Annotated in this window: 22 protein-coding genes; 17 read left to right on the forward strand and 5 right to left on the reverse strand. The window is 55.0% G+C overall.

The window, feature by feature from the left end:
- Window positions 1–1,079: COG4223 family protein (locus AC2FNR_RS12580; protein WP_496849285.1), on the forward strand; the 1,079-nt coding region annotated here is incomplete at its 5' end.
- 10 nt (window positions 1,080–1,089) lie between these two features.
- Window positions 1,090–2,586, forward strand: coding sequence for a heme biosynthesis protein HemY (locus tag AC2FNR_RS12585; RefSeq protein WP_496849287.1), 1,497 nt, complete (start codon window positions 1,090–1,092; stop codon window positions 2,584–2,586).
- Window positions 2,587–2,625: 39 nt separating this feature from the next.
- Here AC2FNR_RS12585 and AC2FNR_RS12590 read toward each other — a convergent pair whose 3' ends face one another.
- The 5 genes from AC2FNR_RS12590 to AC2FNR_RS12610 all read right to left on the reverse strand — a co-directional run bounded on the left by AC2FNR_RS12590 (window position 2,626) and on the right by AC2FNR_RS12610 (window position 7,615).
- Window positions 2,626–3,399 (reverse strand): citryl-CoA lyase, encoded by a 774-nt coding sequence (locus tag AC2FNR_RS12590; protein ID WP_496849289.1) that lies wholly within the window; start codon window positions 3,397–3,399, stop codon window positions 2,626–2,628.
- Window positions 3,396–4,583 carry a CaiB/BaiF CoA transferase family protein gene (locus AC2FNR_RS12595; protein WP_496849291.1) on the reverse strand — a complete coding sequence of 396 codons (1,188 nt, stop codon included), beginning with the start codon at window positions 4,581–4,583 and terminating at the stop codon, window positions 3,396–3,398. Before AC2FNR_RS12595 ends, AC2FNR_RS12590 begins: the two co-directional genes overlap by 4 nt.
- Complete coding sequence (locus AC2FNR_RS12600; protein ID WP_170755554.1) at window positions 4,573–6,084, reverse strand: tripartite tricarboxylate transporter permease; 1,512 nt, start codon at window positions 6,082–6,084, stop codon at window positions 4,573–4,575. Before AC2FNR_RS12600 ends, AC2FNR_RS12595 begins: the two co-directional genes overlap by 11 nt.
- Window position 6,085: 1 nt before the next feature.
- On the reverse strand, window positions 6,086–6,568 hold the full coding sequence (locus tag AC2FNR_RS12605; protein ID WP_170755555.1) for a tripartite tricarboxylate transporter TctB family protein: 483 nt from the start codon (window positions 6,566–6,568) through the stop codon (window positions 6,086–6,088).
- Window positions 6,569–6,634: 66 nt separating this feature from the next.
- Window positions 6,635–7,615, reverse strand: coding sequence for a Bug family tripartite tricarboxylate transporter substrate binding protein (locus AC2FNR_RS12610; RefSeq protein ID WP_170355568.1), 981 nt, complete (start codon window positions 7,613–7,615; stop codon window positions 6,635–6,637).
- A 108-nt stretch (window positions 7,616–7,723) separates the two neighbouring features.
- On the opposite strand from AC2FNR_RS12610, the gene AC2FNR_RS12615 reads away from it, so the two are divergent.
- The 15 genes from AC2FNR_RS12615 (at window position 7,724) to AC2FNR_RS12685 (ending at window position 25,867) form a co-directional block, all read left to right on the forward strand.
- Window positions 7,724–8,392 (forward strand): response regulator transcription factor, encoded by a 669-nt coding sequence (locus AC2FNR_RS12615; protein WP_170355567.1) that lies wholly within the window; start codon window positions 7,724–7,726, stop codon window positions 8,390–8,392.
- Window positions 8,382–9,743 (forward strand): sensor histidine kinase, encoded by a 1,362-nt coding sequence (locus AC2FNR_RS12620; RefSeq protein ID WP_496849294.1) that lies wholly within the window; start codon window positions 8,382–8,384, stop codon window positions 9,741–9,743. The genes AC2FNR_RS12615 and AC2FNR_RS12620 overlap by 11 nt, the downstream gene beginning before the upstream one ends.
- Window positions 9,722–10,726 carry an ABC transporter substrate-binding protein gene (locus AC2FNR_RS12625; protein WP_480868844.1) on the forward strand — a complete coding sequence of 335 codons (1,005 nt, stop codon included), beginning with the start codon at window positions 9,722–9,724 and terminating at the stop codon, window positions 10,724–10,726. The genes AC2FNR_RS12620 and AC2FNR_RS12625 overlap by 22 nt, the downstream gene beginning before the upstream one ends.
- A 179-nt stretch (window positions 10,727–10,905) precedes the next feature.
- Complete coding sequence (locus AC2FNR_RS12630) at window positions 10,906–11,991, forward strand: MHYT domain-containing protein (RefSeq protein WP_496849295.1); 1,086 nt, start codon at window positions 10,906–10,908, stop codon at window positions 11,989–11,991.
- A 139-nt stretch (window positions 11,992–12,130) separates the two neighbouring features.
- Entirely contained in the window at window positions 12,131–12,964 is an 834-nt protein-coding gene (locus tag AC2FNR_RS12635; RefSeq protein ID WP_496849297.1) for an FAD binding domain-containing protein, read from the forward strand.
- Window positions 12,965–12,978: 14 nt separating this feature from the next.
- Window positions 12,979–13,473, forward strand: coding sequence for a (2Fe-2S)-binding protein (locus AC2FNR_RS12640; protein WP_170473684.1), 495 nt, complete (start codon window positions 12,979–12,981; stop codon window positions 13,471–13,473).
- Window positions 13,470–15,887 (forward strand): aerobic carbon-monoxide dehydrogenase large subunit, encoded by a 2,418-nt coding sequence (locus AC2FNR_RS12645; RefSeq protein ID WP_480868840.1) that lies wholly within the window; start codon window positions 13,470–13,472, stop codon window positions 15,885–15,887. Before AC2FNR_RS12640 ends, AC2FNR_RS12645 begins: the two co-directional genes overlap by 4 nt.
- A gap of 103 nt (window positions 15,888–15,990) precedes the next feature.
- A complete protein-coding gene (locus AC2FNR_RS12650) occupies window positions 15,991–16,857 on the forward strand; it encodes an AAA family ATPase (RefSeq protein WP_480498461.1) in 867 nt (288 codons plus the stop codon).
- Window positions 16,857–18,044 (forward strand): vWA domain-containing protein, encoded by a 1,188-nt coding sequence (locus AC2FNR_RS12655; protein ID WP_496849299.1) that lies wholly within the window; start codon window positions 16,857–16,859, stop codon window positions 18,042–18,044. Before AC2FNR_RS12650 ends, AC2FNR_RS12655 begins: the two co-directional genes overlap by 1 nt.
- A 12-nt stretch (window positions 18,045–18,056) precedes the next feature.
- Window positions 18,057–18,833, forward strand: a complete 777-nt coding sequence (locus tag AC2FNR_RS12660; protein ID WP_496849301.1) for an XdhC family protein — start codon at window positions 18,057–18,059, stop codon at window positions 18,831–18,833.
- A 97-nt stretch (window positions 18,834–18,930) separates the two neighbouring features.
- Window positions 18,931–19,383, forward strand: coding sequence for an SRPBCC family protein (locus AC2FNR_RS12665; RefSeq protein ID WP_170755563.1), 453 nt, complete (start codon window positions 18,931–18,933; stop codon window positions 19,381–19,383).
- A gap of 118 nt (window positions 19,384–19,501) precedes the next feature.
- Window positions 19,502–20,482 carry a hypothetical protein gene (locus AC2FNR_RS12670; RefSeq protein ID WP_496849303.1) on the forward strand — a complete coding sequence of 327 codons (981 nt, stop codon included), beginning with the start codon at window positions 19,502–19,504 and terminating at the stop codon, window positions 20,480–20,482.
- 988 nt (window positions 20,483–21,470) lie between these two features.
- On the forward strand, window positions 21,471–21,830 hold the full coding sequence (locus AC2FNR_RS12675; RefSeq protein ID WP_170620973.1) for a hypothetical protein: 360 nt from the start codon (window positions 21,471–21,473) through the stop codon (window positions 21,828–21,830).
- A 1,142-nt stretch (window positions 21,831–22,972) separates the two neighbouring features.
- Window positions 22,973–24,274, forward strand: a complete 1,302-nt coding sequence (locus AC2FNR_RS12680) for a PAN domain-containing protein (RefSeq protein WP_170696503.1) — start codon at window positions 22,973–22,975, stop codon at window positions 24,272–24,274.
- A 1,128-nt stretch (window positions 24,275–25,402) separates the two neighbouring features.
- Window positions 25,403–25,867: a hypothetical protein gene (locus AC2FNR_RS12685; RefSeq protein ID WP_496849306.1), complete on the forward strand. Its 465-nt coding sequence runs from the start codon at window positions 25,403–25,405 to the stop codon at window positions 25,865–25,867.
- Window positions 25,868–25,888: the final 21 nt, after the last annotated feature.

The raw sequence follows: 25,888 nt of genomic DNA on the forward strand, positions 1-25,888 counted from the left end.
AAGCCGAAGCCGAAGCCGAAGCCGAAGCCGAAGCCGAAGCCGAAGCCGAAGCCGAAGCCGAAGCCGAAGCCGAAGCCAATCTTGAACGTTTCAAGGAGAACCTGTCCGAACGTCATTCGGAAAAGAAAGGTGGCTTTGTTCCGGCGTTGATCGGCGGTGCGATTGCAGCCGCAATCGGGTTCGCGGCGGGCAGCGCTGGTTTGTTCGACTCCGGCAGCTCGGACGCGTTGACCACGCTCGAGGCAAAGCTGACCGATCAAGCCAACCAAATCGACGCGCTCTCGAAATCTCTGTCCGATGGCTCGGACTTGGAAAGCAAGATTGCTGCTTTGACAGAACAGTTGGCTCCGATCACTTCGGATCTGGACGCCGTCCAATCCGGCCTTGATGGTTTGTCAGGACAGATCCAGCCTCTGGCTGATCGTTTGGCCGCGCTGGAAAGCGGCGCGCTGACCCAAGGAGCCACCCCCGAAACCACAGCCGCATTTGAAGCCGAGTTGAAAAAACTGCAGGACTCGCTGGCTGCCCAACGCGCCGAGGTTGAAAAGATGGTTGCGGAAGCTCAGGCTCTGGAAGCAAAAGCTTCGGATGAGGCTTTGGCCGCGACCAATGCAGCGATACTGTCTAAGCTCCACGGGCAGTTGGATGCAGGGCAACCCTATTCCGACCTTCTTTCCGAGCTGTCAGCTGGCGGGGTCGAAATCCCGGGTGCGCTGTCCACGGCGGCCGACAATGGAGTTGCGACGGTTTCGGCCCTGCGTGAGGATTTTGCGCCAGCCGCCCGCGCTGCTCTTGCCGACGCCCGAGAGGCGGAGAAAGGCACGGGGATCGTCGCGTTCCTCCAGCGCCAGACGGGTGCGCGTTCGGTAACACCGCAAGAGGGTGATGATCCGGATGCGATCTTGTCTCGTGCGCAAGCGGCGCTGTCCGCCGGTGATGTGGCTGGGGCTTTGAACGAACTGAAATCTCTGCCCGAGGCGGCCCGTGATGCGCTGGCTGAATGGGAAAAAGCGGCGCAGACACGGGTATCTGCCGTGGATGCCGCAGATGCGCTTGCTTCTGGCGCGAACTCGAACTGAAGGACCTGCCATGCTGTGGTCACTGATAAAAATCCTTGTATTTGTTGCCATTGTTGGCCTTCTGGCTATTGGTGCCGGGTTCCTGATGGAAACCAGCGGCGGTATTCAGATCACGGCGGGTGGCACGGAATACACTCTGGGGCCTTTGCAATCGGTTATTGCGCTGGGCGTGTTGGTCTTTGCGATCTGGCTGTTCTTCAAACTGCTGACCCTTCTGATCGCCACGCTGAAATTCCTAAATGGCGATGAAACCGCCCTGTCGCGCTATTTCGACCGCAGCCGTGAACAGCGCGGCTATCAGGCGCTGGCTGATGGGCTGATGGCACTGGCTTCGGGCGAGGGGCGCATTGCCATGTCCAAGGCCACCAAGGCCGAAAAACTGCTGAACAAGCCTGAACTAACCAATCTGCTGGTGGCACAGGCGGCCGAGATGAATGGTGACACCAAGAAAGCCTCGGACACCTATAAGAAACTGGTGACGAACAACGCCACCCGGTTTGTGGGCGTGCGTGGTATCTTGAAGCAGAAACTGGCCGAGGGTGATGACGATACCGCCCGGAAGCTGGCCGAAAAGGCGTTGGCGATCAAGCCGCGCCACGCCGAAACGCAGGATATTCTGCTGGGTTTGCAGACCAAGTCGCAGGATTGGACGGGCGCGCGTTCGACTCTGACGGCCAAGCTCAAGGCTGGTCATCTGCCGCGCGACGTGTTCAAACGCCGTGATGCAGTGCTGGCGCTGTCCGAAGCCAAGGGCATTCTGGACGAAGGCGCCACGGTCGAACAGCAAGAACACGCGATCGAGGCCAACCGCTTGTCGCCTGATCTGGTTCCTGCCGCTGCGATGGCCGCGCGGGCCTATATCGAAAAGGGCAAGCCGCGCGCCGCGACCAAGATCCTGAAAAAAGCGTGGGAGGTGCAGCCGCATCCCGATCTGGCCCATGCCTTTGCGGAAATCGCGCCGGATGAAACGCCGGATGCGCGGATCAAGCGGTTCACCGCCCTGACCCGTATCCACCCGGAAAACCCTGAAACGCGCCTGATCCTGGCCGAGTTGAACATCGTGGCCGAGGATTTCCCCGAAGCTCGCCGTGCGCTGGGCGATGTGGTAGAAAAACAGGCCGATGCCCGTGCCTATACGCTGATGGCGGCGATTGAACGGGGCGAGGGCGCCTCGGACGCGGTGGTGCAGGGATGGCTGGCCAAGGCGCTGAACGCGCCGCGCGGGCCGCAATGGGTCTGCGACAACTGTCATGATATCCAACCCGAATGGGCTCCGGTCTGCCAGAACTGCCACAGCTTTGACACGCTGAGCTGGCAAACTCCGCAAACGCCCGAGATCGCCTCGGCGACCGGTGTTCACATGCTGCCCCTGATCGTTGGCGCGCTTGAAGACAAGGTCGAGCCGGAGGTTGAAGAGCCGGAAGAAGAAGTTGCGCCCGACGTGATCGAAATGGAGGCCGAACCCGTACGCCCCGATGTCGAGCCTGCGATCGAAGAGAAGGTCTGAGGACTCGGATCAACGGACACTTTAGAACCTTGATGCCACTTACGTGTCGCTGGGCAAGTACGTCCAGCGATACTTTGGCGGGGTCGGTCCCTTGTTTCGGCCACCCTGCTGAGACTGTTCCCACGCATGTGCAAGAATGCCGACAGAACGGGACAGGCAAAACAGGCCGCGTGCCAGCGGCGCGTCAAAACCAAGCTCGGCATAGATCACCGCTGTGGCTCCGTCGATATTCATCGGAATGGGTTTGCCTTTACGCTGCGCCAATTCGCCTTCGATGTCGATCGCGACAGATTTGTAGCGCCCATCACAGGCACCTGCCTCAATCGCTTCGTCCACAAGGCTCATCAAACGTGGTGCGCGTGGATCCGCTGGGGTGTGAAAGCGGTGGCCGAATCCGGGCAGAATTTTCCCTTGCGCGGCAATCCAGTCATCCAGCGCCGGGCCAACGGCGGATGGGTGAGCATTGACAAACTGATACAGGGTCACCGCTTGCTCGCCAGCACCGCCGTGGATGTCCCCTAGCATGTTCACCGCGCTTGCCATGGCATTGTTGAGCGGCAGTCCACACGTTACTGCCATGCGGGCCGTAGCGATCGAAGGGGCTTGTGGCCCGTGATCCACGGCAGCAACTAAGGCGGCCTCGAACAATTTCAACTGTGCGGCGGATGGCCTGTCTCCGCGCACCATGAACCAGATCATTTCTGCGAAACCAAGGTTGCCGATAAGGTCCTGAATAGGTGTGCCCCGCAGGTCTATTCGTCCGGGTTCCATGTCGATGATGGATGTTGACCACCAGTCAGCGACATCGCTCATATGATCCCCTCCTTCGTCAACGCGTTTATTTCGTCACGGCTCAGACCAAGCTCAGACCAGATCACGGCATTATCTGCCCCCAAATCCGGTGGGGCGGTCCGGGGCATTCTGCGTTGACCATCCATCACAACAGGGCTGCCGGTCAGTTTCAGCTCGTCGCTGTGGGACGGCAAAGATCCAATCAATCCGCGGCCTGTAAGCTGTTCGTCAGCCAACGCTTCGGGCACGGTCATCACCTGCCCGGTCGGAACGCCAATCGCGTTCAACTCGCGAACCCATTCCCGGGAGGGTCGGGTGCGCAGCGTGGCTTCAAGATCGTCCCTCAGGGTATGGCGGTTCCTCTTGCGATCTTCACGCGAGGCATAGTCAGGGTTGCCCAGCAAATCTTCCCGTCCAAGGTGTCGAGCAAGCGCCTGCCATTGTTCGTCACGATTGGCCGCGATGTTGATCGGGTTATCCGCAGTGGCAAAGGTTCCTGACGGGGCGGATGTGGTGTTTTCGTTGCCATGCGCTGCCGGTGTGACATCCCCGATCAGGTAGTTCGACACCACCCAGCCCATGGTGGAGATCACCGCCTCAGACATTGCGATATCCAGAAACGTGCCGCGTGGTCTGGCGTTCAGGGCCGCACTGATCGCAAAAGCGGCCGTTAGCCCCCCGACGGTATCGGCCAGCGGGTATCCGACGCGATAGGGCGCTGTATCGGTTGCTCCGGTGATCGACATGACACCGCTGATACCCTGAACGATTTGGTCGTAGGCCGGGTCTTTTTTGCGAGGACCGTCCTGCCCAAAACCGCTGATTGCACAATAGATCAGGTTGGCATTTTCAGCGCGCAGAACGTCATAGCCAAGGCCAAGCCGGTCCATTACGCCGGGCCGGAAATTTTCGACCAGCACGTCGGCGGTTTGAACCAGCTTCTTCAGCAAGTCTTTGCCCTTTGCGGGCTTCATATCCAGCGTGATGGATTTCTTATCCGCGTTCTGGGCGAGAAAACTGATGCCCATTCCGGCCTTGTTGCGGTCTGGGTCTGCCCCCAACACCCGAGCAAGGTCGCCGCCCTCAGGCCGTTCGACCTTGATCACCTCGGCCCCCATCAGGGCAAGCTGATAGCAGCAATACGGGCCCGCCAGAACATTCGTCAGGTCAAGAACCCGTATTCCTGCCAAAGGCTCAGTCGCCATCGGCGATACCGGCAGCCCGTGCCCGTGCGCGACGCGCGCGATAGCTGGGCAGCAACACCAGCAGCGCGGCGATAACCAGCAGGCCCAGCGTCATGGGACGTTCCCAGATAAACGAGATCCCGTCATAAAGCTGCATGGACCTTGCAAAGTTGTCTTCCATCATTCCGCCAAGGATGAACCCGATCAGAAGCGGGGCCAGCGGATAGTCGGCAAACTTCAAAGCCGTGGCGCAGACGCCGAAACCCACAAGGATCAACAACTCCGTTGCATTGTTCTGCCCAATATAAGCGCCCATCAACGTAAAGAACAAAATGAACGGTATCAGGTAGTTGCGCGGAACGGATAGCACCTTTGCGATGTAAGGAATAAGCGGCAGGTTCAGGATCAACAGGACAAGGTTTCCGATAAACATGGACATGATCACAGCCCAGAAGATCTGAGGCTCATCCAGCATCAGACGCGGGCCGGGTGTCACGTTCAGAGCAATCAGCGCGCCCAGCAGGATCGCCGTGGTGCCGGAACCTGGAATACCCAAAGTCAGCAGTGGAACGAATGATCCTGTGCAGGCCGCGTTGTTCGCTGTTTCCGGGGCTGCCAGACCCTTGATCGAGCCTTTGCCAAATTCTTCTTGTTCCTCTTTCGGAGCGATGTTGCGTTCAACGGCGTAGCCGAGGAAACTGGCGATCGTCGCACCGGCGCCAGGAAGAACGCCGATGAAGAAACCTTGTACGGACTGCCGTCCCACAACTGGTGCAATTGCCTTGGCTTCTTCCTTGGTGATGCGCAGGTCCTTGATCTCGCCATCATCACCTTTCAGATCTTTTGGCTTCAGGACCAGAAACAGCGCTTCGGGCAAGGCAAACATGGCCATGGCCAGTGTGATGAAGCCGAAGCCCGATTGCAGGTCCATGATTCCCATGGTGAACCGAGGCAGGTTGAACAACGCGCCCTCACCAACGGTAGCCATGATCAGCCCCAGTACCGTCATGATGACAGCTTTGGCGACTTGACCGCTTCCGGCGAAGGCAGCGATGGCTGAAAGACCAACGACCATAAGGGCGAAATACTCGGCCGAGTGGAACAGCAGCGCAACAGAAGACAAAGCCGGTGCAAACACCATAAGCAGGACGGCACCCAGCGTACCGCCTGCGAAACTGGCGATTGCGGCGATTGTCAGTGCTTTCCCAGCCTTGCCTTGGCGGGCCATCGGATAGCCATCAAAACTTGAGGCCACCGTACCGGCGACGCCCGGCGCGTTCAGCAAGATGGATGACGTGGAACCGCCAAAGATCGCTCCGTAATACACCCCAGCCAAAAGGATCAGTGCGGCGGATGGGTCGCCCATCGAGATCGCAACCGGGATCATGATGGCGATGATCGACATCGGTCCAAGACCGGGCAACATCCCGATGAACGTGCCGATCAGGCACCCAGCTATAACCATCAGTAGGTTTTGGATTGAGAATGCCGTTTGCAGGCCGATCAGAAGTCCTTCAAGCATGTCAGCCTCCGAAAATGCCCGGCAGGGGGCGCATGTAAATGCCAAGAACTTCCTGAACCAGATACCAGACGGCCCCAGTAGCGATGAAGGCAACAGGCAGCATGATGTGCCACTTGCGCTCACCCAGAATGAAAGAGCCAAGGATCAGGAATGCCGATGTGGAAATCAGGAAACCGACAGGACGCAGGCACAAAGCGTAGATCACCATCAAAGCCAGCAGCATTAGCGCCTGATCCAGATGGTAATCACCCAGCCGGCGATAATCGATGTCGGCTTCCTTGATCTCGGACTTTTCAAAGCCCAGCAGGATAATTGTCGTCGTGACGATACCCAGAATGGACAGCACTTTGGGGAAGGTGCTTGGCCAGATGGGATTTCTTTGCATGAAGGGGGGAAGGCTACCGTCCATCGTGAACCAGGCGGCGTAGCCATATGTTAAACAAACACCCAGCAGAACGAGCGCGATCCAGCGATCCAACGCCATGATGCCCCCTCCTTTTTTGTTGTCTTTGGGGAAGGCAGAGCGGCGGTCCGCTCTGCCGATTTTCAGTTAGAGAAAGCCCAGCTTCTTCATCAGATCACCGATCTGCTGTTCCTGCTGCTCAAGGAACGTCTGGAAGTCAGCGCCCGAGTTGTGGATGTTGACCCATCCGTTGCGCGCCCGAACCTCTTCCCATTCAGGAGTGTCGTACATCTTGGCGATTGCGTCTTGATATGCCGCCAGCTTGTCTTCCGGTAGACCAGGTGCTGCGAAGAATCCGCGCCAGTTGACGAAGGTGGTATCAATACCCTGCTCCTTCATGGTCATCGCATCAGGAGCGGCGTCAACGCGTTCTTCCGATGTGACACCGATGATTTTGACTTCGCCCGCGTTCGACAGGTCAACAGCTTCCGAGAAACCCGTCGACAGAGCCGCGATTTCGCCGGACAGAAGCGCCGCCATGGCTTTGCCGCCTGCGTCATACGGAATGTACTTTACGCCCAGAGCGTCTTTGCCAGCTGCTTCCATGACCATGGCTGCAACCAAGTGATCCATGCCGCCCGGTACCGAGCCACCACCAATTGCTGTGGCCGAAGGATCTGCGTCAAAAGCTGCCAACAGATCGTCCATCGAGTTGATCGGGCTGTCTTTGCCTACGACGATCGCCGCATAGTCACCAATAGTGCCTGAAACCAGAGTCAGGTCGCGGAAGTTATGCGGGAAAACACCAGTCAGCGAACGGATAACGATGGGAGTTGAGTTCACCATCAATGTGCCGTGATTGCTGTCAGCGTTTTCAATCAGAAAGCCGATGGCCTTACCGCCGCCGCCACCTGACATGTTCTCATAGGATGCAGTGCCAACAAGACCCGCATTCGTAAGGGCTTCACCCGTGCCGCGGGCAGTTCCGTCCCAGCCACCACCGGCACCGCCGGGGATCAGAAAGTGGATGCTGTCCACGACTTGATCTTCGGCCAATGTCGGGCCGGTCAGGCCGATTGCGGCCACAGCTGCGATTAGGGCGCGACGGCCCAGTTTAATCGTTGTCATGATTTCCTCCCGTTTGACAACCGGCCGCATGGCGGCTCAGATTGGATGGAACAAAAACACACCAACCTGACATCAACCTGTCACGCGGCAAAATACTGAAAAAGCCTGATGAAATTTCTACTTGTCGAAGACAACCTGGACCTCGCGAACGCGGTCAGTTCGCGCATGCGTCTGGACGGTCATGTCATTGATCACGCAGCGAATTTGGAGGACGCAACCGCCTTTGTCGAAACCGAAGAATACGACCTGATTCTGTTGGATATCATGCTCCCAGATGGGGATGGCCGAGACTTTCTGAAACGGCATCGGGCAAGTCGACTGGACACTCCCGTGATTGTATTGACCGCGCGCAGTCAGGTTTCTGATCGAATCGGTTCTTTGGATCTTGGGGCCGACGATTACGTCACAAAGCCATTTGATCACGCTGAACTCGAGGCTAGATGCCGTGCCGTTTTGCGTCGCAAGTCAGGCATCACAAAAACGACGATCGAGATGGGCGGCATTGTCTTCGATCCGGTCGCGGGGCATTTGGTCGTCGCCGGGGACATCGTTTCTTTGCGGAATCGTGAATTGCGTATGATGGAGCTGTTCATCAACGCACCCGGTCATGTGTTCTCGAAACAGAAGCTGGCAGATCGGCTGTTTTCCTACGATGACAACATTTCAGACAACGCCATCGAGGTCTATGTGGGCCGATTGCGCAGGCATCTTGAAAAGTCGGACCTCAAGATAACTACTCTGCGCGGTCTGGGGTATAGGCTGGATCATGACAACTAATCCGACCGTTTCAGGGTCATTGCGAAACAGGCTGGTGCTCGCGTTGATTGGCGGTGCGGCTGTTCTTGCAATTCTTCTGTTTTTCACAGTTCGCAATTACGCGGCGCAGGTGGCACAACAAGGTCAGGACAACATACTTGAAGCTTCAGTGACATCAATACTGGATGCTGCGGCGCTCAGAGATGGTGCACTCGAGGTAGATATCCCGTACGCAGCATTTTCAATGCTGAGTACACCGTCAGATGACCGAGTGTTCTATGCGATCTTTCAGGACGGTGAGTTCCTATCGGGCTACGAAGACCTTCGGTTTGCTGGTGGGCTCGGAGAAAGCGATTGGTCGTTCAAAACCGGCGAAGTTCGCGAAGAACTTATCCGACAGGTCAGCGCCAGCCGGACTCTTGTTGGACTTGACCGACAAACCGAGGTCGAAGTCGTACTGGGTCAAACTCAGGATGCGCTTTCCGAAACTCTTGATCAGATTTCGCGCAATGCTGCTTTTCTTGGGTTGGGGTTCTTTCTACTCACCGCAGCTTTATCTTTCTGGATCACGTCGACAACCATTGGTCAGCTCAACAAGTTGACGACTTCGGTAACCCGAAGGGGGCCGCAGGATCTGAGTCCTTTCAAAAAACCAGTGCCACGAGAAATGGCGCCGCTTGTCATGTCCTTGAATTCCTTGATGGGCCGGTTGGATCAGTCGCTTAGCCAATCCGAGGACTTTATCGCCGAAGCGGCCCACCGCGTCAGGACACCTTTGGCGACTGTCAGATCATACGCTGAAGCCACGCTCCACCGCGTGGAAAGAAAAGAAAACCGCGAGGCGCTGCGTGCTATGGTTCGCGCGATCGACGAAAGCTCGCGCGCAGCAGGTCAGCTTTTGGATCACGCCATGATTACGTCTCGCGCGGACCGGCTAGAGCGCGAGAATGTTGACCTTGTCGAGTTGATCCAAGAGCTGGTTCAGCGTTTGACGCCTATCGCTGAAATGAAGGAACTGTCGCTCTGTCTGACGGGCGATAAATCGGTTCCGTATTCTGGAGATCCTATTCTTATTCAAAACGCTGTCAGAAACATGATCGACAACGCGTTGAAATATGCACCTGCAGACAGCATCGTAGAAATAGAGGTCACAGCGAAACCCGAGATTAAGGTCAGCGACACCGGGCCCGGCTTTCTTCCCAGCGAAGTTGACAGACTGACCCGGCGATTTGAGCGTGGGAAAAACGCTGTAGGAACCATTGGCTCTGGACTGGGACTAACCATTGCAAAGGATGTGGCGACTGCACATGGGGGAATGCTGGTTCTGTCGAACCGGCCAATGGGGGGCGCATGCGTTACATTATCGCTTTGATGCTGGCTTTTCTGCCCGGCGCTGGATGGGCAGAAGACTGGGAAGATCAGTTGATTTTCAACGAGGGTGCAGAGGGTCCCAGGCTGCGGGTAATCTCGAGCACGGACACAGTTCTATTTGCGCCACTGATCGAGGAGTTTGTGGCGAAGAATCCCTCAATTAGTGTCGAATACCTGGTCTCGGGCACGGCCGATATCAACATGCGGGTCCGAGCCGCTGCTGATGCATTTGACGTGGTAGTGTCCAGTGCGATGGATCTGCAACTCAAACTGGCCAATGATGGGTATGCCCTACCAATCGACGACATCGATACACCGCACTGGGCACAATGGCACAACAGCCTTTTCTCGTTCACCACTGAGCCGGCGGCCATTGTGATCAACAGGGCGGCATTTGAAGGCCAGCAAGTTCCCGTAACGCGCCAAATGTTGATCGAAGCTTTACGGAAACGTCCGGAGGAATTCCGTGGCAAGGTAGGCACTTATGATGTTCGCCAGTCCGGTTTGGGTTACCTCTTTGCAACGCAGGATGCGCGAGCTTCGGAAACCTATTGGCGCTTGATGGAAGTTATGGGCGGGCTTGATGTGCGGCTGTATTGTTGTTCGGGCGAAATGATCAATGATCTGGCCGATGGCACGATTTTGGTCGCATATAACGTGTTGGGCAGCTACGCCGCTGTCCGAGCCGAAGGTAAAGATGCGCTTGAAGTTATTTTTCCGACTGATTTTCAAACGATTATGATGCGTACAGCTTTGGTTTCTAATGCAACTCGGGAACCAGACGCAGCAGAAGCTTTCATCCGCCATCTCGTTGCCGAAAAGTCTGCCGCGCAGGAAACGCAGTCCTCCCTCCCGCCGCTGACGTCTCCGGGAGGGGTGACTGACAGAGAAACGATTGGATTGAACCCGGCTTTGCTGACTTTTTTGGATGACCTTAAGCGTAAAAAGTTTCTTTCCGCATGGGAAAATGCGGTGATTCAATAGGCAGCGGAGACCATCAAGTAGATCTGAGCGCGAACTTGTAACGCGCTGAATTTCTAAGTCGCAAACGAAAAAAGGTTACGGCCGAGGCGAGCACCGAATTCGTGTTCAAGAGCCAATTGTCCCAATCAAATCCGTTTGCTAACGTCGTCCACGCGTCGGGGAGGGCGCCTAAACCAAAAATGCTGGACTATTCGCATAACGCTTGGCTTGTGGCAGCCTCGTTAGCTGTGGCGCTCATGGCGGGGTTTACCGGCCTTTATCTTACACATGGCGCATCGAAGCTGGACGACCAGCGCCGTAAGATCATCGTGGCGCTGGCTGCGGTGGTTCTGGGCGGCGGCATCTGGTCGATGCATTTCGTCGCCATGCTGGGCCTGCAACTTCCGATCCTGTTCTACTATGACGCGCTGATCACACTGATTTCGGCCCTTGTGGCGATCCTGATGGTAGGTTTGGCGCTGCTGTTGCTGCATTTCCGGCCACGTTCGGTGCAGACCATAGTGGGGGCGGGCGTGATCGTGGGCCTTGGCATCGTTGTGATGCACTATATAGGCATGGCCGGGATGGAGTTGTGTCGCCCGGTCTACAACGTGTGGGACGTACTGTTGTCAACGCTGGCCTCGGTCGTGCTGTCGGTTGTGGCGATCTGGGTGGCCTACGACAACCGCACGCAGCGTAACATCTTGCTGGGAACGGCCTGTTTCGGATTGGCGGTGTTTACAATGCACTTCGTGGCCACCGGTCTGACCGATTTCACCGTCAGCGACAGCACCGGCGGGGCCGGTCCGGCACTGAACAATCAGGTGCTGGCGATGGGTGTCACCGTGGCGGTGTTCCTGATCTGTGGAGCGTTCCTGTTGACTGGCGTTAGCTTCCTTGAACCTGCTGCTGTTGTGGCACCTGCTCCACCCAGGCCTGAACCTGCGACCTTGCGGGCAGGCATTCCGTTTGAGCGCGAAGGCCAGACCTTTTTCGCCACCCCGACCGAGATCGCCGCAATCCGGGCCGAAGGGCATTATACCGTGCTCTATATCGGGGCCGAGAAACTGTTCTGTCCCTGGTCCATCACCGAGGCTGAAACCCGCCTGACGCCGGACGGGTTTTTGCGCGCCCATCGCAGCTATCTGGTGAATCCCAAACATGTCTCCAGTTTTGAGCGTCACAAGGACAATGGCACTTGTTATTTCGACGGTGTGGACGCGTTGACCAAGGTGCCGGTCAGCCGGTCACGCCTGCCTGACATTCGCGACGCGCTGGGCCTTTGATCGCAACTCGTGCAGCCTATTCGTATTTCGTGAAACAAGCTGCGCGCCCCGTTCTCGTTGACTGGCACGGCTGACGAGGGCGTTCTTTCCTGACGTCAGGTCCCCCAAGGCATATTGCTCGGACCCAGGGAGGAAAAACATGATACCAGCCGGTTTTGAGTATCACCGGCCAGGCGATATCGCCTCGGCCATCGGCATTTTGCAAGAACACGGAGACGAAGCGCGCGTGATCGCGGGCGGGCACAGCCTGATCCCGATGATGAAGCTGCGCATGGCCGAGATGGGCCATCTGGTTGATCTGCAAGCCATCGACGAATTGAAGGGCATCGAGGTCGGCTCCGACACCGTGACCTTGGGTGCGATGGTCACGCAGCACGAATTGATCACGCATGACGGTCTGGCCGCTGCAATTCCGCTGATCCGCGAGGCGGCATTGCAGATCGCTGATCCGCAGGTGCGCTATGTGGGCACCGTCGGAGGCAATGTGGCCAATGGGGATCCGGGCAATGACATGCCGGGGTTGATGCAATGCCTGAACGCCACATTTGATCTGTCCGGTCCCGATGGCAATCGCAGCGTCGCCGCGCGTGAGTTTTACGAGGCCGCGTATTTCACCGCCCGCGAGGATGAGGAAATCCTGACCCGTATCTCGATCCCGGTGCCCAGCGCGGGAGTCGGTCAGGCGTATGAAAAGCAAAAGCGCAAGATTGGCGACTATGCCACGGCTGCGGCTGCTGTGATGGTGGGTAACGGAACGGCCTCGGTCGCGATGACCAATCTGGCTGACACACCTGTGTGGTCCGAAGGCGCAAGCGCTGCGCTGGCGGACGGTGATGTGAATGGCTGCGTTGCTGCCATGCTGGATGCGATTGATCCGGTTGCCGACAATCGTGGCCCCGTCGAGTTCAAGAAACATGTGGCAGGCGTCATGCTGCGCCGCGCCATCGACCGCGCCCAAAGCCGCGCGGGTTGAGGGGAGGAGAACCCATGTCAAAAATGCACGTCAAACTCACCGTGAACGGCAAAGAGGTCGAAGGTCTGGCCGAGCCGCGCACGTTGCTGATCCACTTCCTGCGGGAAGATCTGAAAATCACCGGCCCCCATATCGGTTGCGAAACCAGCCACTGCGGCGCTTGCACCGTTGATATCGATGGCAAGTCTGTCAAGTCCTGCACCACCTTCGTGGCGCAGGTGAACGGCGCCGATATCACCACGGTCGAAGGCCTCACCAATGACGACGGCAGCCTTGGTGTATTGCAGGAGATGTTCCGTGAACATCATGGCCTGCAATGCGGTTTTTGCACGCCGGGCATGATCACCCGCGCGCATCGCTTGTTGCAAGAAAACCCGAACCCAACCGAAGAAGACATCCGTTTCGGTATGGCTGGGAACCTCTGCCGCTGCACCGGCTACCAAAACATCGTCAAGGCGATCTCGGCCTCGGCTGACATGCTGAACGCTCAGAAGGAGGCTGCGGAATGAACGACCAGACTCTGACCCCCGAAGAACGCGCCGCCAATCTCAAAGGGATGGGCAGCTCGCGCAAACGCGTCGAGGATGTGCGCTTTACCCAAGGCAAGGGCAACTACGTCGACGACATCAAGCTGGATGGCATGTTGTTCGGCGACTTTGTGCGCTCCCCCTACGCACATGCCCGCGTTGTCAGCGTCAACAAAGAAGCCGCGCTGGCGCTGCCCGGCGTGATCGCTGTTCTGACTGCCGAAGACTTATCGCCGCTGGGCCTGCATTGGATGCCGACACTGGCAGGCGATAAACAGATGGTGCTGGCCGATGGCAAAGTGCTGTTCCAAGGTCAGGAGGTCGCTTTCGTTGTGGCCGAGGATCGCTATATCGCGGCGGATGCTGCTGAACTGGTCGAGGTTGAATACGAGGAACTTCCTGTTCTGACCGACCCGTTCGAGGCGCTGAAATCCGATGTGGTCCTGCGTGAAGACCTTGAGGGTCAGACCGAAGGTGCGCACGGGCCGCGCAAGCATCACAATCACATCTTCACCTGGGAACAGGGCGACAAAGACGCGACCGAGGCTATTCTGGCCGAGGCCGATGTGGTGGCTGAAGAGATGGTCTATTACCACCGTACCCATCCTTGCCCGCTGGAGACCTGCGGCTCGGTGGCCAGCATGGACAAAGTGACCGGCAAGCTGACGCTCTACGGTACGTTCCAAGCCCCGCACGCGATCCGGACGGTTGTGTCGCTGATCTCGGGCATTGCCGAGCACAATATCCGCGTCATCAGTCCCGATATCGGTGGTGGCTTTGGTAACAAGGTTGGGGCCTATGCGGGTTATGTCTGCTCGGTCGTGGCCTCGATTGTCACCGGCAAGCCAGTGAAATGGGTCGAGGACCGGATGGAGAATTTGATGTCCACCGCCTTTGCCCGCGACTACTGGATGCAGGGCAAAATCGCGGCAACGACGGACGGTAAGATCACCGGTCTGTGGTGTCACACGACGGCGGATCACGGCGGCTTTGACGCCTGTGCGGACCCGACCAAATTCCCGGCTGGGTTCATGAACATCTGCACCGGATCCTACGACATCCCGACCGCCTATCTGGCCGTGGATGGGGTCTATACCAACAAGGCTCCCGGCGGGGTAGCCTATCGCTGTTCCTTCCGTGTGACCGAGGCGGCCTATTTCATCGAACGGATGATCGAGGTTCTAGCCATCAAGCTGAACATGGACGCGGCCGAGCTGCGCCGGATCAACTTCATCAAGGCCGACCAGTTCCCCTATCAGTCGGCACTGGGCTGGGAATACGACTCGGGTGATTATCACACCGCTTGGGACAAGGCATTGAAGGCGGTCGACTACGAGGGTCTGCGGGCGGAACAGGCGCAACGGGTCGAGGAGTTCAAAGCCGGTAAGACTCGCAAACTGCTGGGCATTGGCCTGACGCATTTCACAGAAATCGTGGGCGCGGGGCCAGTGAAGAACTGCGATATCCTTGGGCTGGGTATGTTCGACTCGTGCGAAATCCGCATTCACCCGACAGGGTCGGCTATCGCACGGCTGGGGACGATCTCTCAGGGTCAAGGTCATGCCACGACCTTTGCACAGATCATCGCCAGTGAGATCGGGTTGCCAGCCGATGACATCACGCTGGAGGAAGGCGATACCGACACAGCACCCTATGGTCTGGGGACTTACGGGTCTCGGTCCACTCCTGTGGCCGGTGCGGCAACGGCAATGGCCGCGCGTAAGATCCGCGCCAAGGCGCAGATGATTGCGGCCTATCTGCTGGAGGTCCATGATGACGATGTCGAATGGGACGTGGATCGGTTCTCGGTCAAGGGCGCGCCTGAGCGGTTCAAGACGATGAAGGAGATCGCCTTCGCCGCCTATAATCAGGCAATCCCCGGTCTGGAGCCCGGTTTGGAGGCGGTCAGCTACTATGATCCGCCGAACATGACCTATCCGTTCGGGGCCTATATCTGCGTCATGGAGATCGACGTGGATACTGGCGAATGGGATGTCCGGAAGTTCTATGCGCTAGACGATTGCGGCACGCGGATCAACCCGATGATTATCGACGGGCAGGTTCATGGTGGCGTGACCGAAGCGTTGGCCATCGCGATGGGTCAAGAGATTGCCTATGACGAGATGGGTAACGTTAAGACTGGCACGCTGATGGATTTCTTCCTGCCGACCGCGTGGGAGACACCGAACTATATCACCGACTATACGGTGACGCCGTCCCCGCATCATCCGATTGGTGCGAAGGGTGTTGGGGAAAGCCCTAATGTGGGTGGTGTGCCCTGTTTCTCGAACGCGGTGCATGATGCGTTCCGGCCCTTTGGGTTGGTGCAAAGTCATATGCCGCACGATCATTGGCGGATCTGGAAGATTGCCAATGGGCTGGGGATGCATGGGTGATTGGGTTCGGATCGGCTTGGCCGATCCGACCGAACGGAGGGGGCCAGCCCCCTCCGAACCTCTCCCGAGGTATTTTTTGCCAGATGAAGAATGGATCCTGGTTTTGACTTTGAGTGATGTGCAGAACGGATTGGCCGCGCAAGGCTATGTTGCTGATGATCGGTTGGCGATGGCGCTGCATCTGGCGCAGACTTTGGGGCGGCCCTTGTTGCTGGAAGGTCCGGCCGGGGTGGGTAAGACCGAGGTGGCCAAGGCTGTGGCAGCGTCGCGTGAGGCGCGTTTGATACGCTTGCAGTGCTATGAAGGGCTGGATGCCAGCCATGCGATTTATGAGTGGAATTATCAGCGGCAACTGCTTGCGATCCGGGCGTCGGAGGCGCAGGGAGGGGTTGGCGAGGCGCAGTTGTTTTCCGATGCGTATTTGCTGAAAAGGCCTTTATTAGAGGCTATTTCTCAGGATATTCCTCCGGTTTTGTTGATTGATGAGATTGATCGGGCGGATGAGGAATTCGAAGCTTATTTGCTGGAAATACTGTCCGACTTTCAGATCACCATCCCCGAGCTTGGGACGGTCGAAGCGACGACTCGGCCCATTGTGATCCTGACCGCCAATGGGACGCGTGATTTGTCGGATGCCTTACGTCGGCGGTGTCTTTACAGTTTCCTTGATTACCCTTCGAAAGAGGTTGAAATGGCGATCCTTCGGGCGCGGATGCCCGAGGTTGAAGGCGTGCTGGCACGGCAGATCATTGGGGTCGTACAGGCGTTGCGCAAAGAAGATTTGGAAAAGACGCCGGGCATTGCAGAGATGTTGGACTGGGCTGCAGCCCTGTCAGGTTTGGGCGTTAACGACATGGCGCAATCGCGCGATGCCGTGCAGGCGACGCTTGTATGTTTGTTGAAGACGGCTGCGGACTATGACGCGGCTCCGCCCGAGCTGATGGACCGGCTGATCGGCAAGGTGGCGTGATGCAGGTCACGCGGTTTCCTTCTCGGGCCGATGGCCTTGCCGACCGAATGTCCGGGTTCATCGCGCATTTGCGGTCGAACGGGCTGCAAGTTGGTCCGGGTGAGACCGCGGATGCGTTGTCTGCATTGTCTCAGATCACGGCGACGGATGCGGATCAGGCCCGCCGGGCGCTATGTGTGTTGCTGGCGAGCGACGCCGAGGATTGGCGACGTTTTGATGATCTGTTCGATGCCTATTGGTTCAACGTTGGAAAGCAGCGCGAAGGGGTCGCACAAACGAGCCACGTGAGGGTGCAATCTGCCAAACCCATGATTTGGCAGGATGCCGCACATTCCGACGAACAGGGTGCGGAAAGCGCAGAGCAAGAGGGTTCTGCCGATCAGGGCGAAGGCGATGCCGAGGGGACTGATGGCAAGTTGATTGCGACACGCACAGTCAACCTGTCACGCAGGGACCTGCGCGAGTTGATGGATGACGAGGCTCTAAGGCAGGCTGAAAAGGCGGCCTTGATGTTGGCACGTGCCATTCGTGATCGGCGGTCGCGTCGCAGAAAGCAAGCGTTGCGGGGCGCTACGTTGGATATGCGGAGGATACAACGGGCAAGTCTTGCACGAGGGGGTGAGCCGATTGATTTGTATCGCCGCGCCAAGCCGCCGCGTCCGATGCGGATCGTAGCGCTGTGCGATGTCAGCGGGTCGATGACTGTTTATTCGCGGGTGTTTCTGGCCTTTCTCAAAGGTTTGATCGGTAGCGGGACTGAAGCAGATGCTTATCTGTTTCACACGCGCCTGATGCGGGTGACGGACGCCCTGCGTGATCACGACTCGATCCGTGCGGCTGGGCGGTTGTCCTTGATGGCCGAGGGGTTCGGCGGCGGCACCGACATTTCGGGTAGCTTGGAAAGCTTTCTGAACGGCTATGGCGCGCGTGCTTTGAACGGGCGGACCATCGTTCTGATCCTGTCGGACGGCTATTGCAGTTCGGATCCGAAGGCGCTGAGCGCAGTTCTGGCGCGCATCCGGCGCAAGTCACGGCGCATCGTCTGGTTGAACCCGTTGAAGGGATGGAAAGACTACCGACCCATCGCAGCGGCGATGCAGGCGGCCGGACCCCATTTGGACGCGCATTTGCCTGCCAACACGCTCGAGGCGCTGGCAGCTCTTGAGCCGCAGTTTCGCAAGTTGTGAAAGGAGTCTGATATGGCAAATTTCGACATATTCGACACGATCGAAACCCTGCGCCGAACCGGTGAGCCTTTCTGCGTCGCCACGGTGCTGCGCACAGCGGATGCAACCTCGGCCAAGGCCGGGGGAAAGGCGGCGATTGCGCGCGACGGGCGGATATTGGGTCATCTGGGCGGTGCCTGTGTGCAGCGCGCGGTGCGCAGTTCAGCGATACAAGCGCTGGCCAGCGGTGCGCCGCAGATGATCCGCGTGAAACCCTCGGACAAGGTGGTCGACATGACAGACCCGGATGGCGTGCAAACCTTCAAAAGCGGCTGTCCCTCGGGCGGGACGGTGGATTTGCTGGTTGAACCGTATCAGCACGCGCCAAGATTGGTGATCTTTGGCACCTCGTTAATTGCCAAGGCGCTGGGCGAACACGGGACGCTCGCCGGGTTTCGGGTGACGAGCAGCACGCCCGAGACGGTCGAAGACTTGGGTATCGAGGCGCGCGACTTTGTTGTCGTGGCCTCGCAAGGTCAAGGAGACGGCGCAGCCCTTGGGGCCGCGCTGAACACGCAAGCCGCGCGGGTGTCGATGGTGGCCAGCCGCCGCAAAGCCGAAACACTCACGGAAAAGCTGATTGGTCAGGGTCTGGATCCAGCCCGCGCGGCGCGTCTGAAATCCCCTGCCGGGCTGGACATTCATGCCATAGATCCGCACGAAATCGCCCTGTCAATCCTGGCCGAGATCGTGATGTGGCGAAACACGGACAAATCGACGGAGGTTTCTCAGGATGAAAAACTTGCTTAAGCGCCTGTGGCCCGAGCGCCCGAAACAAACACCGGAACAGGCGACGGAAACCGCCCTTCTGGTTTTTCCGAAATGCTGTTGAACAGAGGAAACGTGAATGGAACTGAGTGACGAAATCCGCATCGCAGCCCCGCGCGACGTGGTTTACAAAGCACTGAATACGCCCGAGATATTGCAGGAGTGTATTCCCGGTTGTGAAGAATTGATCCAGAACTCGCCCGAGGATCTTGAGGCCAAAGTGGTCCTGAAAATCGGTCCGGTCAAAGCGAAATTTGCCGGGCAGGTCACACTAGACAATTCCAACGCTCCCAGTGGATTTTCTTTGACTGGAGAAGGCAAGGGCGGAGCGGCTGGTTTCGCCAAAGGTGGCGCCGAGGTCACGTTGACCGAGGACGGGGCTGAGACAATTCTGGCCTACACCGCGAAGGTCGATGTCGGCGGCAAGATCGCCCAACTTGGCAGCCGTCTGATTGCAGGAACGGCCAAAAAGCTGTCGGGCAAGTTCTTCACCCGATTTGGCGAAATCGTAGCGGAACAAGCGGTGTCCTGATCAAAAAAGGTCAAGAACCGGCACAAACTGCCGGTTCTTGCGCATTTGAGTTGACGACAGGCGTGATGAGGGCGATCACCTTGCTGGCAGAGAGTTTCTCTGTTTCAGGAGAGGTTTGATGTCCATCGACGCGCAAGTTAGGCAGCTTGAACAATGGGTTGCGATTAAACCAGATGATGGTGCCAGTGTCCGGCGGCTTGTGAATCTGTTGGAAACACCCCGAGGATGCACGACAGCTTTTGGCGCATTCGGAACCGCCCAAAGCCGGATTAATGAATCTTTGGGGTTTGATTGGCGACTGGGCATGTTGGACCGCAGAGTATACGGCGATGCCTACCGTCAGTGGATGAGTATTCTGGAAACCTTGGGCATAACTCAGGTTGTCCCTGTGGCCCAGATGTTCTCTGGTCGGGTCTTGACCATCAATGGTCAGCATACGCATTGCGACGTGCGTTTGAAATTCTTCAAAGAAACCAAAGTTATCCCGAGCTTGTGCCATGATTGTTTCAAAGTTCAGATTTTGCCCGAGAATCTGGATGATCTTTTTCTGGCCTATTTTATGCTACTCAACCTCGACCTGCCGAACGACAACGCACGAAAATGCATGATAGAGCTGAGGAGTGGCATAAAGTATCCCTACAAGGGTTATATTTATTGTCAGAGCCTTGCCGAAGCTAAAAGCTGTCTTGCTGCTTTTGACGACTTGAAAACCAAGCATGCGATCTGTGGTCTGCCCGCAAAAATCTCGCACGGGTGCTCCGAATTCGGACAGGAATATCCTGATTTCAAATACGAAGATTCGGATGAGCAGAAGCCGTTTAAGACTCCGCAAGGCTGGGCTGCAGATGAAAAGAATTATTTCCGGGATCTGAAACTTGCGAAACCTGGGCGGCAGACAAACAACAAGTCAATAATCAGTCTGCGCGATGTTTTTGTGTTCCGAACATGGGTCAGATACGCTCAGCTTATAGGGGACGAAACAAGTGCAAGATTTGGTGTCGACTCTGGTCCAAGTTTATTTCCCGCGTTCGACCAGCGTGTCAGGCGACAGTCAAAAACCAGAAACGCCGAAATGAACGAGCTGGAATGCAGATCCTGAACAAAAAGACCAGGCGTCTCCGTCATACGCATGCGGGAATACCAATTCTCAACTATGTGGAGGATACGGTGCCCAAGATAAGAAACACAAACACTGCATAGTCAATTGGTTAGGTCATGTGGGCAGTATCAAGACGGACGTCTTGAAAGAAAACTCCGCTACGGGTGTTGTCACAACGGCGTCAAAAGTGCCCATGAAGCCCTTAGACTTTAATCACTGGTTTTCAAAACAGGTGCATTCGCCACTTGGCCAACTCTGAGGGGATCTTCGAAGGTTGATTACTTAGGGCAAGCATTCAACTTGAAAGCCCATTGCTCGTCTCAAGTAGGAAAGCGCTTCATTCTAGTCCGTGCGCTCGGCTTTGTAACAGGCAGTTCGCACAGTCCGACTATTGCCGGAAAGATCAGGTTCTAGTGTGAATTTACCAACCATATTGCCAGAGGCTGTCAGACATTCGTTCAATTGGCTCAGAACGGTTTCGACTTCATCCCCATCCTTACGGATCAATGTCTGGACCGAGCCATTTACCAGCGCGCGGTCCTCGTTGGTAGTGTTTCAGGAGACCCCGAGGAACCCGCCTCTAAAGTAATAGATGCCGTTCTTGTTGAACGAAAAAGAGGACCGAATTGTCATACGCCATGTTCTACAACCGCACAGCTAGGACAAGTCAACTGAGAACAATTAATACGTTATCGGGGGATTTGGTGCCCAGGAGAGGACTCGATTACTACACAAGTTATATAAAAATCAATAACTTGAATTGGGTCCAAGTGTCAATGTGTGTAGTGTTTGTGTAGCGATTTACGTAGCATGTTCTCGCCTTCAGAGAATGAAAAACTACCTTGTAGATCATCCATCTTTTCTTCCCTGCCAATGCGACTGTTGTGTATAGGGCACTTCGGCTGAAGTAGAGAAGTATCCACTTGCGGTTGTCCTCGTGGTTATTCGATAACCCGAACATAAAAACCAAATCAAACAGGACAGCGGAATGAAAAAAGTACTCACTTGCATAGCAGCAATCTCTACAGTTGTGTTCGTAGCTGGTTGTGAGATGTCTAGAGGTGGTGCAGGTCAAACGACAGACGGTGAGCCAGTAGTTGGCGAAATCTGGCAGAATAACGCTTTGGAACAGGGCTTTACGATCACTAGTGTTAACGGGTGGCAATGCACCGGAAAACTGACAAACTCCCAGAAGAACAATGCAACTAATTCAGTCATTTCGGTGCCGATGACTTGCTCGAACAACATCACTGGAACCGCGTTGGTAGCTGTGGACCGCTTAAAGGCTGAAGCAGATATCAACTTCCGTTTGTCTAATGGTAAAGTCGGTCAACTATCCATTAGCTAATTGCATAGACCGAAGTTTGGTTCCTGAAATCTGGCCTGGTCTAGATCAGCTGGTTTTAAGCTTCGAACCAAGCTTCGGCGGACCAACGCCTTCTATCGTTTTCGACGGAAGACTACCAAAAACCAGAAGAGTTAAGTGAGTAGCAAAATGGTTATTCTACAAAGACTATTTTCCATAGCAGTTCTGACAATAGTACTCTCTTTTTCCGCGAGTGCTGGTGAAATTACGCCTCGGGAAGCAATGGGATACATTGGTGAGCGATCTACGGTCGTAGGAGTTGTCAGCCAAGTTTCCAAAAGTGGTAAAGGTACGACTTTTATAAATTTCGGTGGTCGCTACCCAAATCATGTTTTTTACGCCGTGATCTTCCGTAACAACGGCGACAAGTTTCCTAGCGTCCACACATATGAGGGAAGTACCATTGCTATCAGTGGCACCATAGAGCTCTATAAGGGCAAACCACAAATAATCCTGTCTTCACCAGATCAACTACAGGTCCGTTAGTCTCGAACACACTACGGGCGGTCATTCTTTAATTTGGTACCTTCTAGACCGCCTGTGACGCATCCGAGGAGGTCGTTTCAACCCAGACAATAAAAGGGGAGCAACGTCAGCCAAATGGCTACTGTCAATAACCACGTCTAGTGATATAGCGATGTCATGACGATACTACAGAACTTGACTGTGATAATAACACTGGCACTACCAACGGCGAAAGCCCACGCTTGGTGTATTGAGCCTTCAGAGCCCTACTTTTCTAGCCCTAGCTTCTGGAACACAGAACCAACTGAACCCTATGACTACGAAAGTCTAATGGGGGACTTGGAACAGGCAAACAACAGTTTGGGCTATTACATTGATGAGGTTAACTACTTCGCGAGTGAATACGCTAGATTCCTGCAGTGCATGGCGGAAGAAGCCAAGCAAAGCATGGAAAATGCTGGTTACGTGTTCCGGTGAAATGTTCGACAACAATGCGTAAAATTGGTGTCCGCGCTGACCCTTGTTCTTTTCTTACCCTGGTAGTGGCAAGCAATGCACTGTCACACCAGATCAGCTACATCACTTCGGAAGAGGCGTTTGGAGAGATGCGGCGCTTGTCAAAATTTACCTGGTGATTGTGTCATACTATGGAGACCTTAGTGCTTATTCGGACAATTGTCGCACTAGCAGTTGTATTCTGGGGTTCGGAAGTAGCTGCTGAAGCAAAATTTGTGATCCCGGAGAAAGACTGCCCACCAGCGATCTGTGGCACGGCGAGATCCATATACATAGAAGGGCCTATTGGCGCCAACGATGCAGCCAGGTTGGAGACTAAAATTCTTGAAGAAGGCGTTTCCATCTATTCGAATGTCTATCTGAATTCGCCCGGTGGATCGCTCTTCGGGGGCATGGAATTAGGGCGCCTGTTCAGAAAGTACGGATTCAATACATCTGTCGGTAAACTTCTAGCCAATGGCGAACACAGTAGCGAAGGATCTTTCTGCTATTCGTCTTGCACACTTGCTTTTCTAGGTGGTCATTTCCGGTATGTTTCGGAAGATACACTTTACGGCGTACACAGATTTTATAGCGAACAACCCGCCGAAGACGCCGAGGCAATGGCTCAAGTGGCTTCAGCTGCAATTATCTCATACTTATCCGAGATGGATGTGCCGTCGGGCTTCTTCGTTGAAATGACCAAGGCTGGGTCAGATTCGCTACAGATGCTTTCATTCAATCAAATGCTGGAGCTAGGCGTAGCTAACAACGGGGTCGGTACAACTGAATGGACATTGAACGCTTCAGACGCATCCACGGGTTCCAGCTATCTGTATTTAAAGGGCGAGCGTGATACATCTTTTGGCATAAATAAGCTCATGTTTCTTTGCCCTGATCCAAAACGTGGCATGATCATGCATGTCATTTTTGATCCGCAGGGACGTACGGATGAAGTTCAAATGATGAGAGCGATTAGTATTAAAATTGACCAAAATCAGTATCCTTTCGCAGACTATTTGATCGAGGAACCTAAAATAGTAAATGGTTGGCTAAACGCGTTCTTTAGTGTCCCAGGCGAGTACTGGTCGGAAATTAAGAACGGCAAGGAAATGGGAGTATTTTTTCAATTCACCTATGAAGCACCGGTATTCTTGGGCTTCCGATCAATGCCCCTAAATAAAGGGAAAAACATGATGGCCGGGATTGAATCCTCTTGCCCAAATCTGTACTCCAAGCCAACGGCAAGTTCGTACCGTCGTTTCAAAGACACGGACTTTCTCGGAGCAGATCTCACGAAAAAGGGTTTCAAAGACATATCAATCGAGCGTTGCGAAGCACTGTGTAGCGGCTCAGACCAATGTAAGACTTATAGCTACGTCCAATCCTCACGTTGGTGTTTCCCAAAATATGGGGTCGAAAAACAAATCCATGCTCCGGGCATAGTCAGCGGAGTTAAGCAATAGAACCACACGGGAATTAAATTTTTCCTGTTTTTCAAAACTCAGAATGAAGATTGACCTTCATTTTCAACCCTGATCAGAGTTCGACAGAAAATCACAAGGTAGGTAGGTGCTTTAGGAGCCGCCGCTATTGGCGCAACACCTAGAGACACCCGGCTTCGCTTAATATGCTGAATTTTTTGAGTCGATCTAGTAGCCACTCTCCACTCCAAGTTGGATTGAGTTATTGGAGGAAAAGTGTTCAAACGAGTAAAGGCCGTTGGCTCCGAGATTTGGGCTTGGTTTCGTCGCCGCTCTACGTTTATCCAGGTACTACTCGTCTTCCCGATCCTTTGCGCAGTTGCAGTGACACTTTTGGTTGGCAATATGGGCTTAGCTCTAATGGGAACAGCAATTGCGCTTCACGGCCCAATAGTTGGTTGGGTGGGGGGTTTGTTTACTGTGATCCTGGCGAAAGCGGGTATTGTTGTCGTAAAAGATCGTCGTCAGCGCAGATAGACCGGAACTGAGGTTTTCTTCGAAGCAAGGTCTGGCAAAAACTGCTGACTTTGACTCCGTCGAGCCGATGGGAAGAATTTTTTGCTAAACTGAAATTATCAAAATCGAACTTAAATGATCAACTCTTACGCCTTATTGTAATATTTATCGATATCTTGATGTGTCTCGGAGACTATCGGGCCAATTTCTTTGAAGTAAAATTAACACTACCTCTGCTGGGATCGCCTGAAGCCCGACCCTAGCAAAATTAGGCGGACATATTCTCCTGCCAACAATCTAAGTAGACGCTAGGGAGATTCCAGACGATCCTTTAGTTAGAGGACTCTTCTGTTGGGGTTATATTATCTACTACAACCCCGTAACAGAGGTAAGATCGAGGGTCAGACTAGAGAGTCCCTGAGACTGTCTCTAGAGTATCCTAATGTAGACTATAGGTATGAACATTCGGGGGAGGGCTTCGCCTCTCCCGTGTACGTACTTTTAAGTTGTTGTCCCAAAAAACAGGGCGTCCTTTGGGCACCGCTAAATACTATTGCGGCGATGGGTTTAGTTTCGGATTGAACCTCAACACGCTTGAGGAATAAGTACGGAGGAAACTCAACTCAGAGCAGTACAGTGAAAGGAACGTATCCAATGCTTAAGAGAGGTCTCCCAATAGCATTTTTGGCACTTTTTTCAGCAACCTCGGCAACGTCTCAATACACTGATCACTACGCTAAAACAGCTGAAGAGTTCGAACACGTTGGCGTAATGGCAATGTCTGCATCAATGTTGCTGTCGCTGGCCAATTTGAGAGACCAATCTACCATAGCCGTTTCAGCTGACGAGTGTATTCCTGTAGCCGAAACGTTGCGTAGGTTTTCACGAAACATCGACAATTTTCGCGAACTCTCAGAGTATTATGAAATTGAACGCGACCTCAAGCAGCTTTCAGAAAGCATAAGTGCGTCCTGTGAAGATGGCAGCTTCAATCGAGCCGAGATTATTGGTCTCCGTCAACTAGCAGACAGTATTCTTCTCCGACGGCAAGACAGTATGACATTCGCTGAAATACTATTCCGTCAACTTTCTAACGTTTCAATACTACCACCGCTATGAAGCTCCAGTAGATTGGCCCAA

The organism is Ruegeria sp. SATB045 (assembly GCF_059613525.1).

Excerpts from the sequence above, each read along its gene's own strand:
- AC2FNR_RS12585 (WP_496849287.1), top strand. The coding sequence starts at position 1,090 with ATGCTGTGGTCACTGATAAAAATCCTTGTATTTGTTGCCATTGTTGGC.
- AC2FNR_RS12590 (WP_496849289.1), bottom strand. The coding sequence starts at position 3,399 with ATGAGCGATGTCGCTGACTGGTGGTCAACATCCATCATCGACATGGAA.
- AC2FNR_RS12595 (WP_496849291.1), bottom strand. The coding sequence starts at position 4,583 with ATGGCGACTGAGCCTTTGGCAGGAATACGGGTTCTTGACCTGACGAAT.
- AC2FNR_RS12600 (WP_170755554.1), bottom strand. The coding sequence starts at position 6,084 with ATGCTTGAAGGACTTCTGATCGGCCTGCAAACGGCATTCTCAATCCAA.
- AC2FNR_RS12605 (WP_170755555.1), bottom strand. The coding sequence starts at position 6,568 with ATGGCGTTGGATCGCTGGATCGCGCTCGTTCTGCTGGGTGTTTGTTTA.
- AC2FNR_RS12610 (WP_170355568.1), bottom strand. The coding sequence starts at position 7,615 with ATGACAACGATTAAACTGGGCCGTCGCGCCCTAATCGCAGCTGTGGCC.
- AC2FNR_RS12615 (WP_170355567.1), top strand. The coding sequence starts at position 7,724 with ATGAAATTTCTACTTGTCGAAGACAACCTGGACCTCGCGAACGCGGTC.
- AC2FNR_RS12620 (WP_496849294.1), top strand. The coding sequence starts at position 8,382 with ATGACAACTAATCCGACCGTTTCAGGGTCATTGCGAAACAGGCTGGTG.
- AC2FNR_RS12625 (WP_480868844.1), top strand. The coding sequence starts at position 9,722 with ATGCGTTACATTATCGCTTTGATGCTGGCTTTTCTGCCCGGCGCTGGA.
- AC2FNR_RS12630 (WP_496849295.1), top strand. The coding sequence starts at position 10,906 with ATGCTGGACTATTCGCATAACGCTTGGCTTGTGGCAGCCTCGTTAGCT.
- AC2FNR_RS12635 (WP_496849297.1), top strand. The coding sequence starts at position 12,131 with ATGATACCAGCCGGTTTTGAGTATCACCGGCCAGGCGATATCGCCTCG.
- AC2FNR_RS12640 (WP_170473684.1), top strand. The coding sequence starts at position 12,979 with ATGTCAAAAATGCACGTCAAACTCACCGTGAACGGCAAAGAGGTCGAA.
- AC2FNR_RS12645 (WP_480868840.1), top strand. The coding sequence starts at position 13,470 with ATGAACGACCAGACTCTGACCCCCGAAGAACGCGCCGCCAATCTCAAA.
- AC2FNR_RS12655 (WP_496849299.1), top strand. The coding sequence starts at position 16,857 with ATGCAGGTCACGCGGTTTCCTTCTCGGGCCGATGGCCTTGCCGACCGA.
- AC2FNR_RS12660 (WP_496849301.1), top strand. The coding sequence starts at position 18,057 with ATGGCAAATTTCGACATATTCGACACGATCGAAACCCTGCGCCGAACC.
- AC2FNR_RS12665 (WP_170755563.1), top strand. The coding sequence starts at position 18,931 with ATGGAACTGAGTGACGAAATCCGCATCGCAGCCCCGCGCGACGTGGTT.
- AC2FNR_RS12670 (WP_496849303.1), top strand. The coding sequence starts at position 19,502 with ATGTCCATCGACGCGCAAGTTAGGCAGCTTGAACAATGGGTTGCGATT.
- AC2FNR_RS12675 (WP_170620973.1), top strand. The coding sequence starts at position 21,471 with ATGAAAAAAGTACTCACTTGCATAGCAGCAATCTCTACAGTTGTGTTC.
- AC2FNR_RS12685 (WP_496849306.1), top strand. The coding sequence starts at position 25,403 with ATGCTTAAGAGAGGTCTCCCAATAGCATTTTTGGCACTTTTTTCAGCA.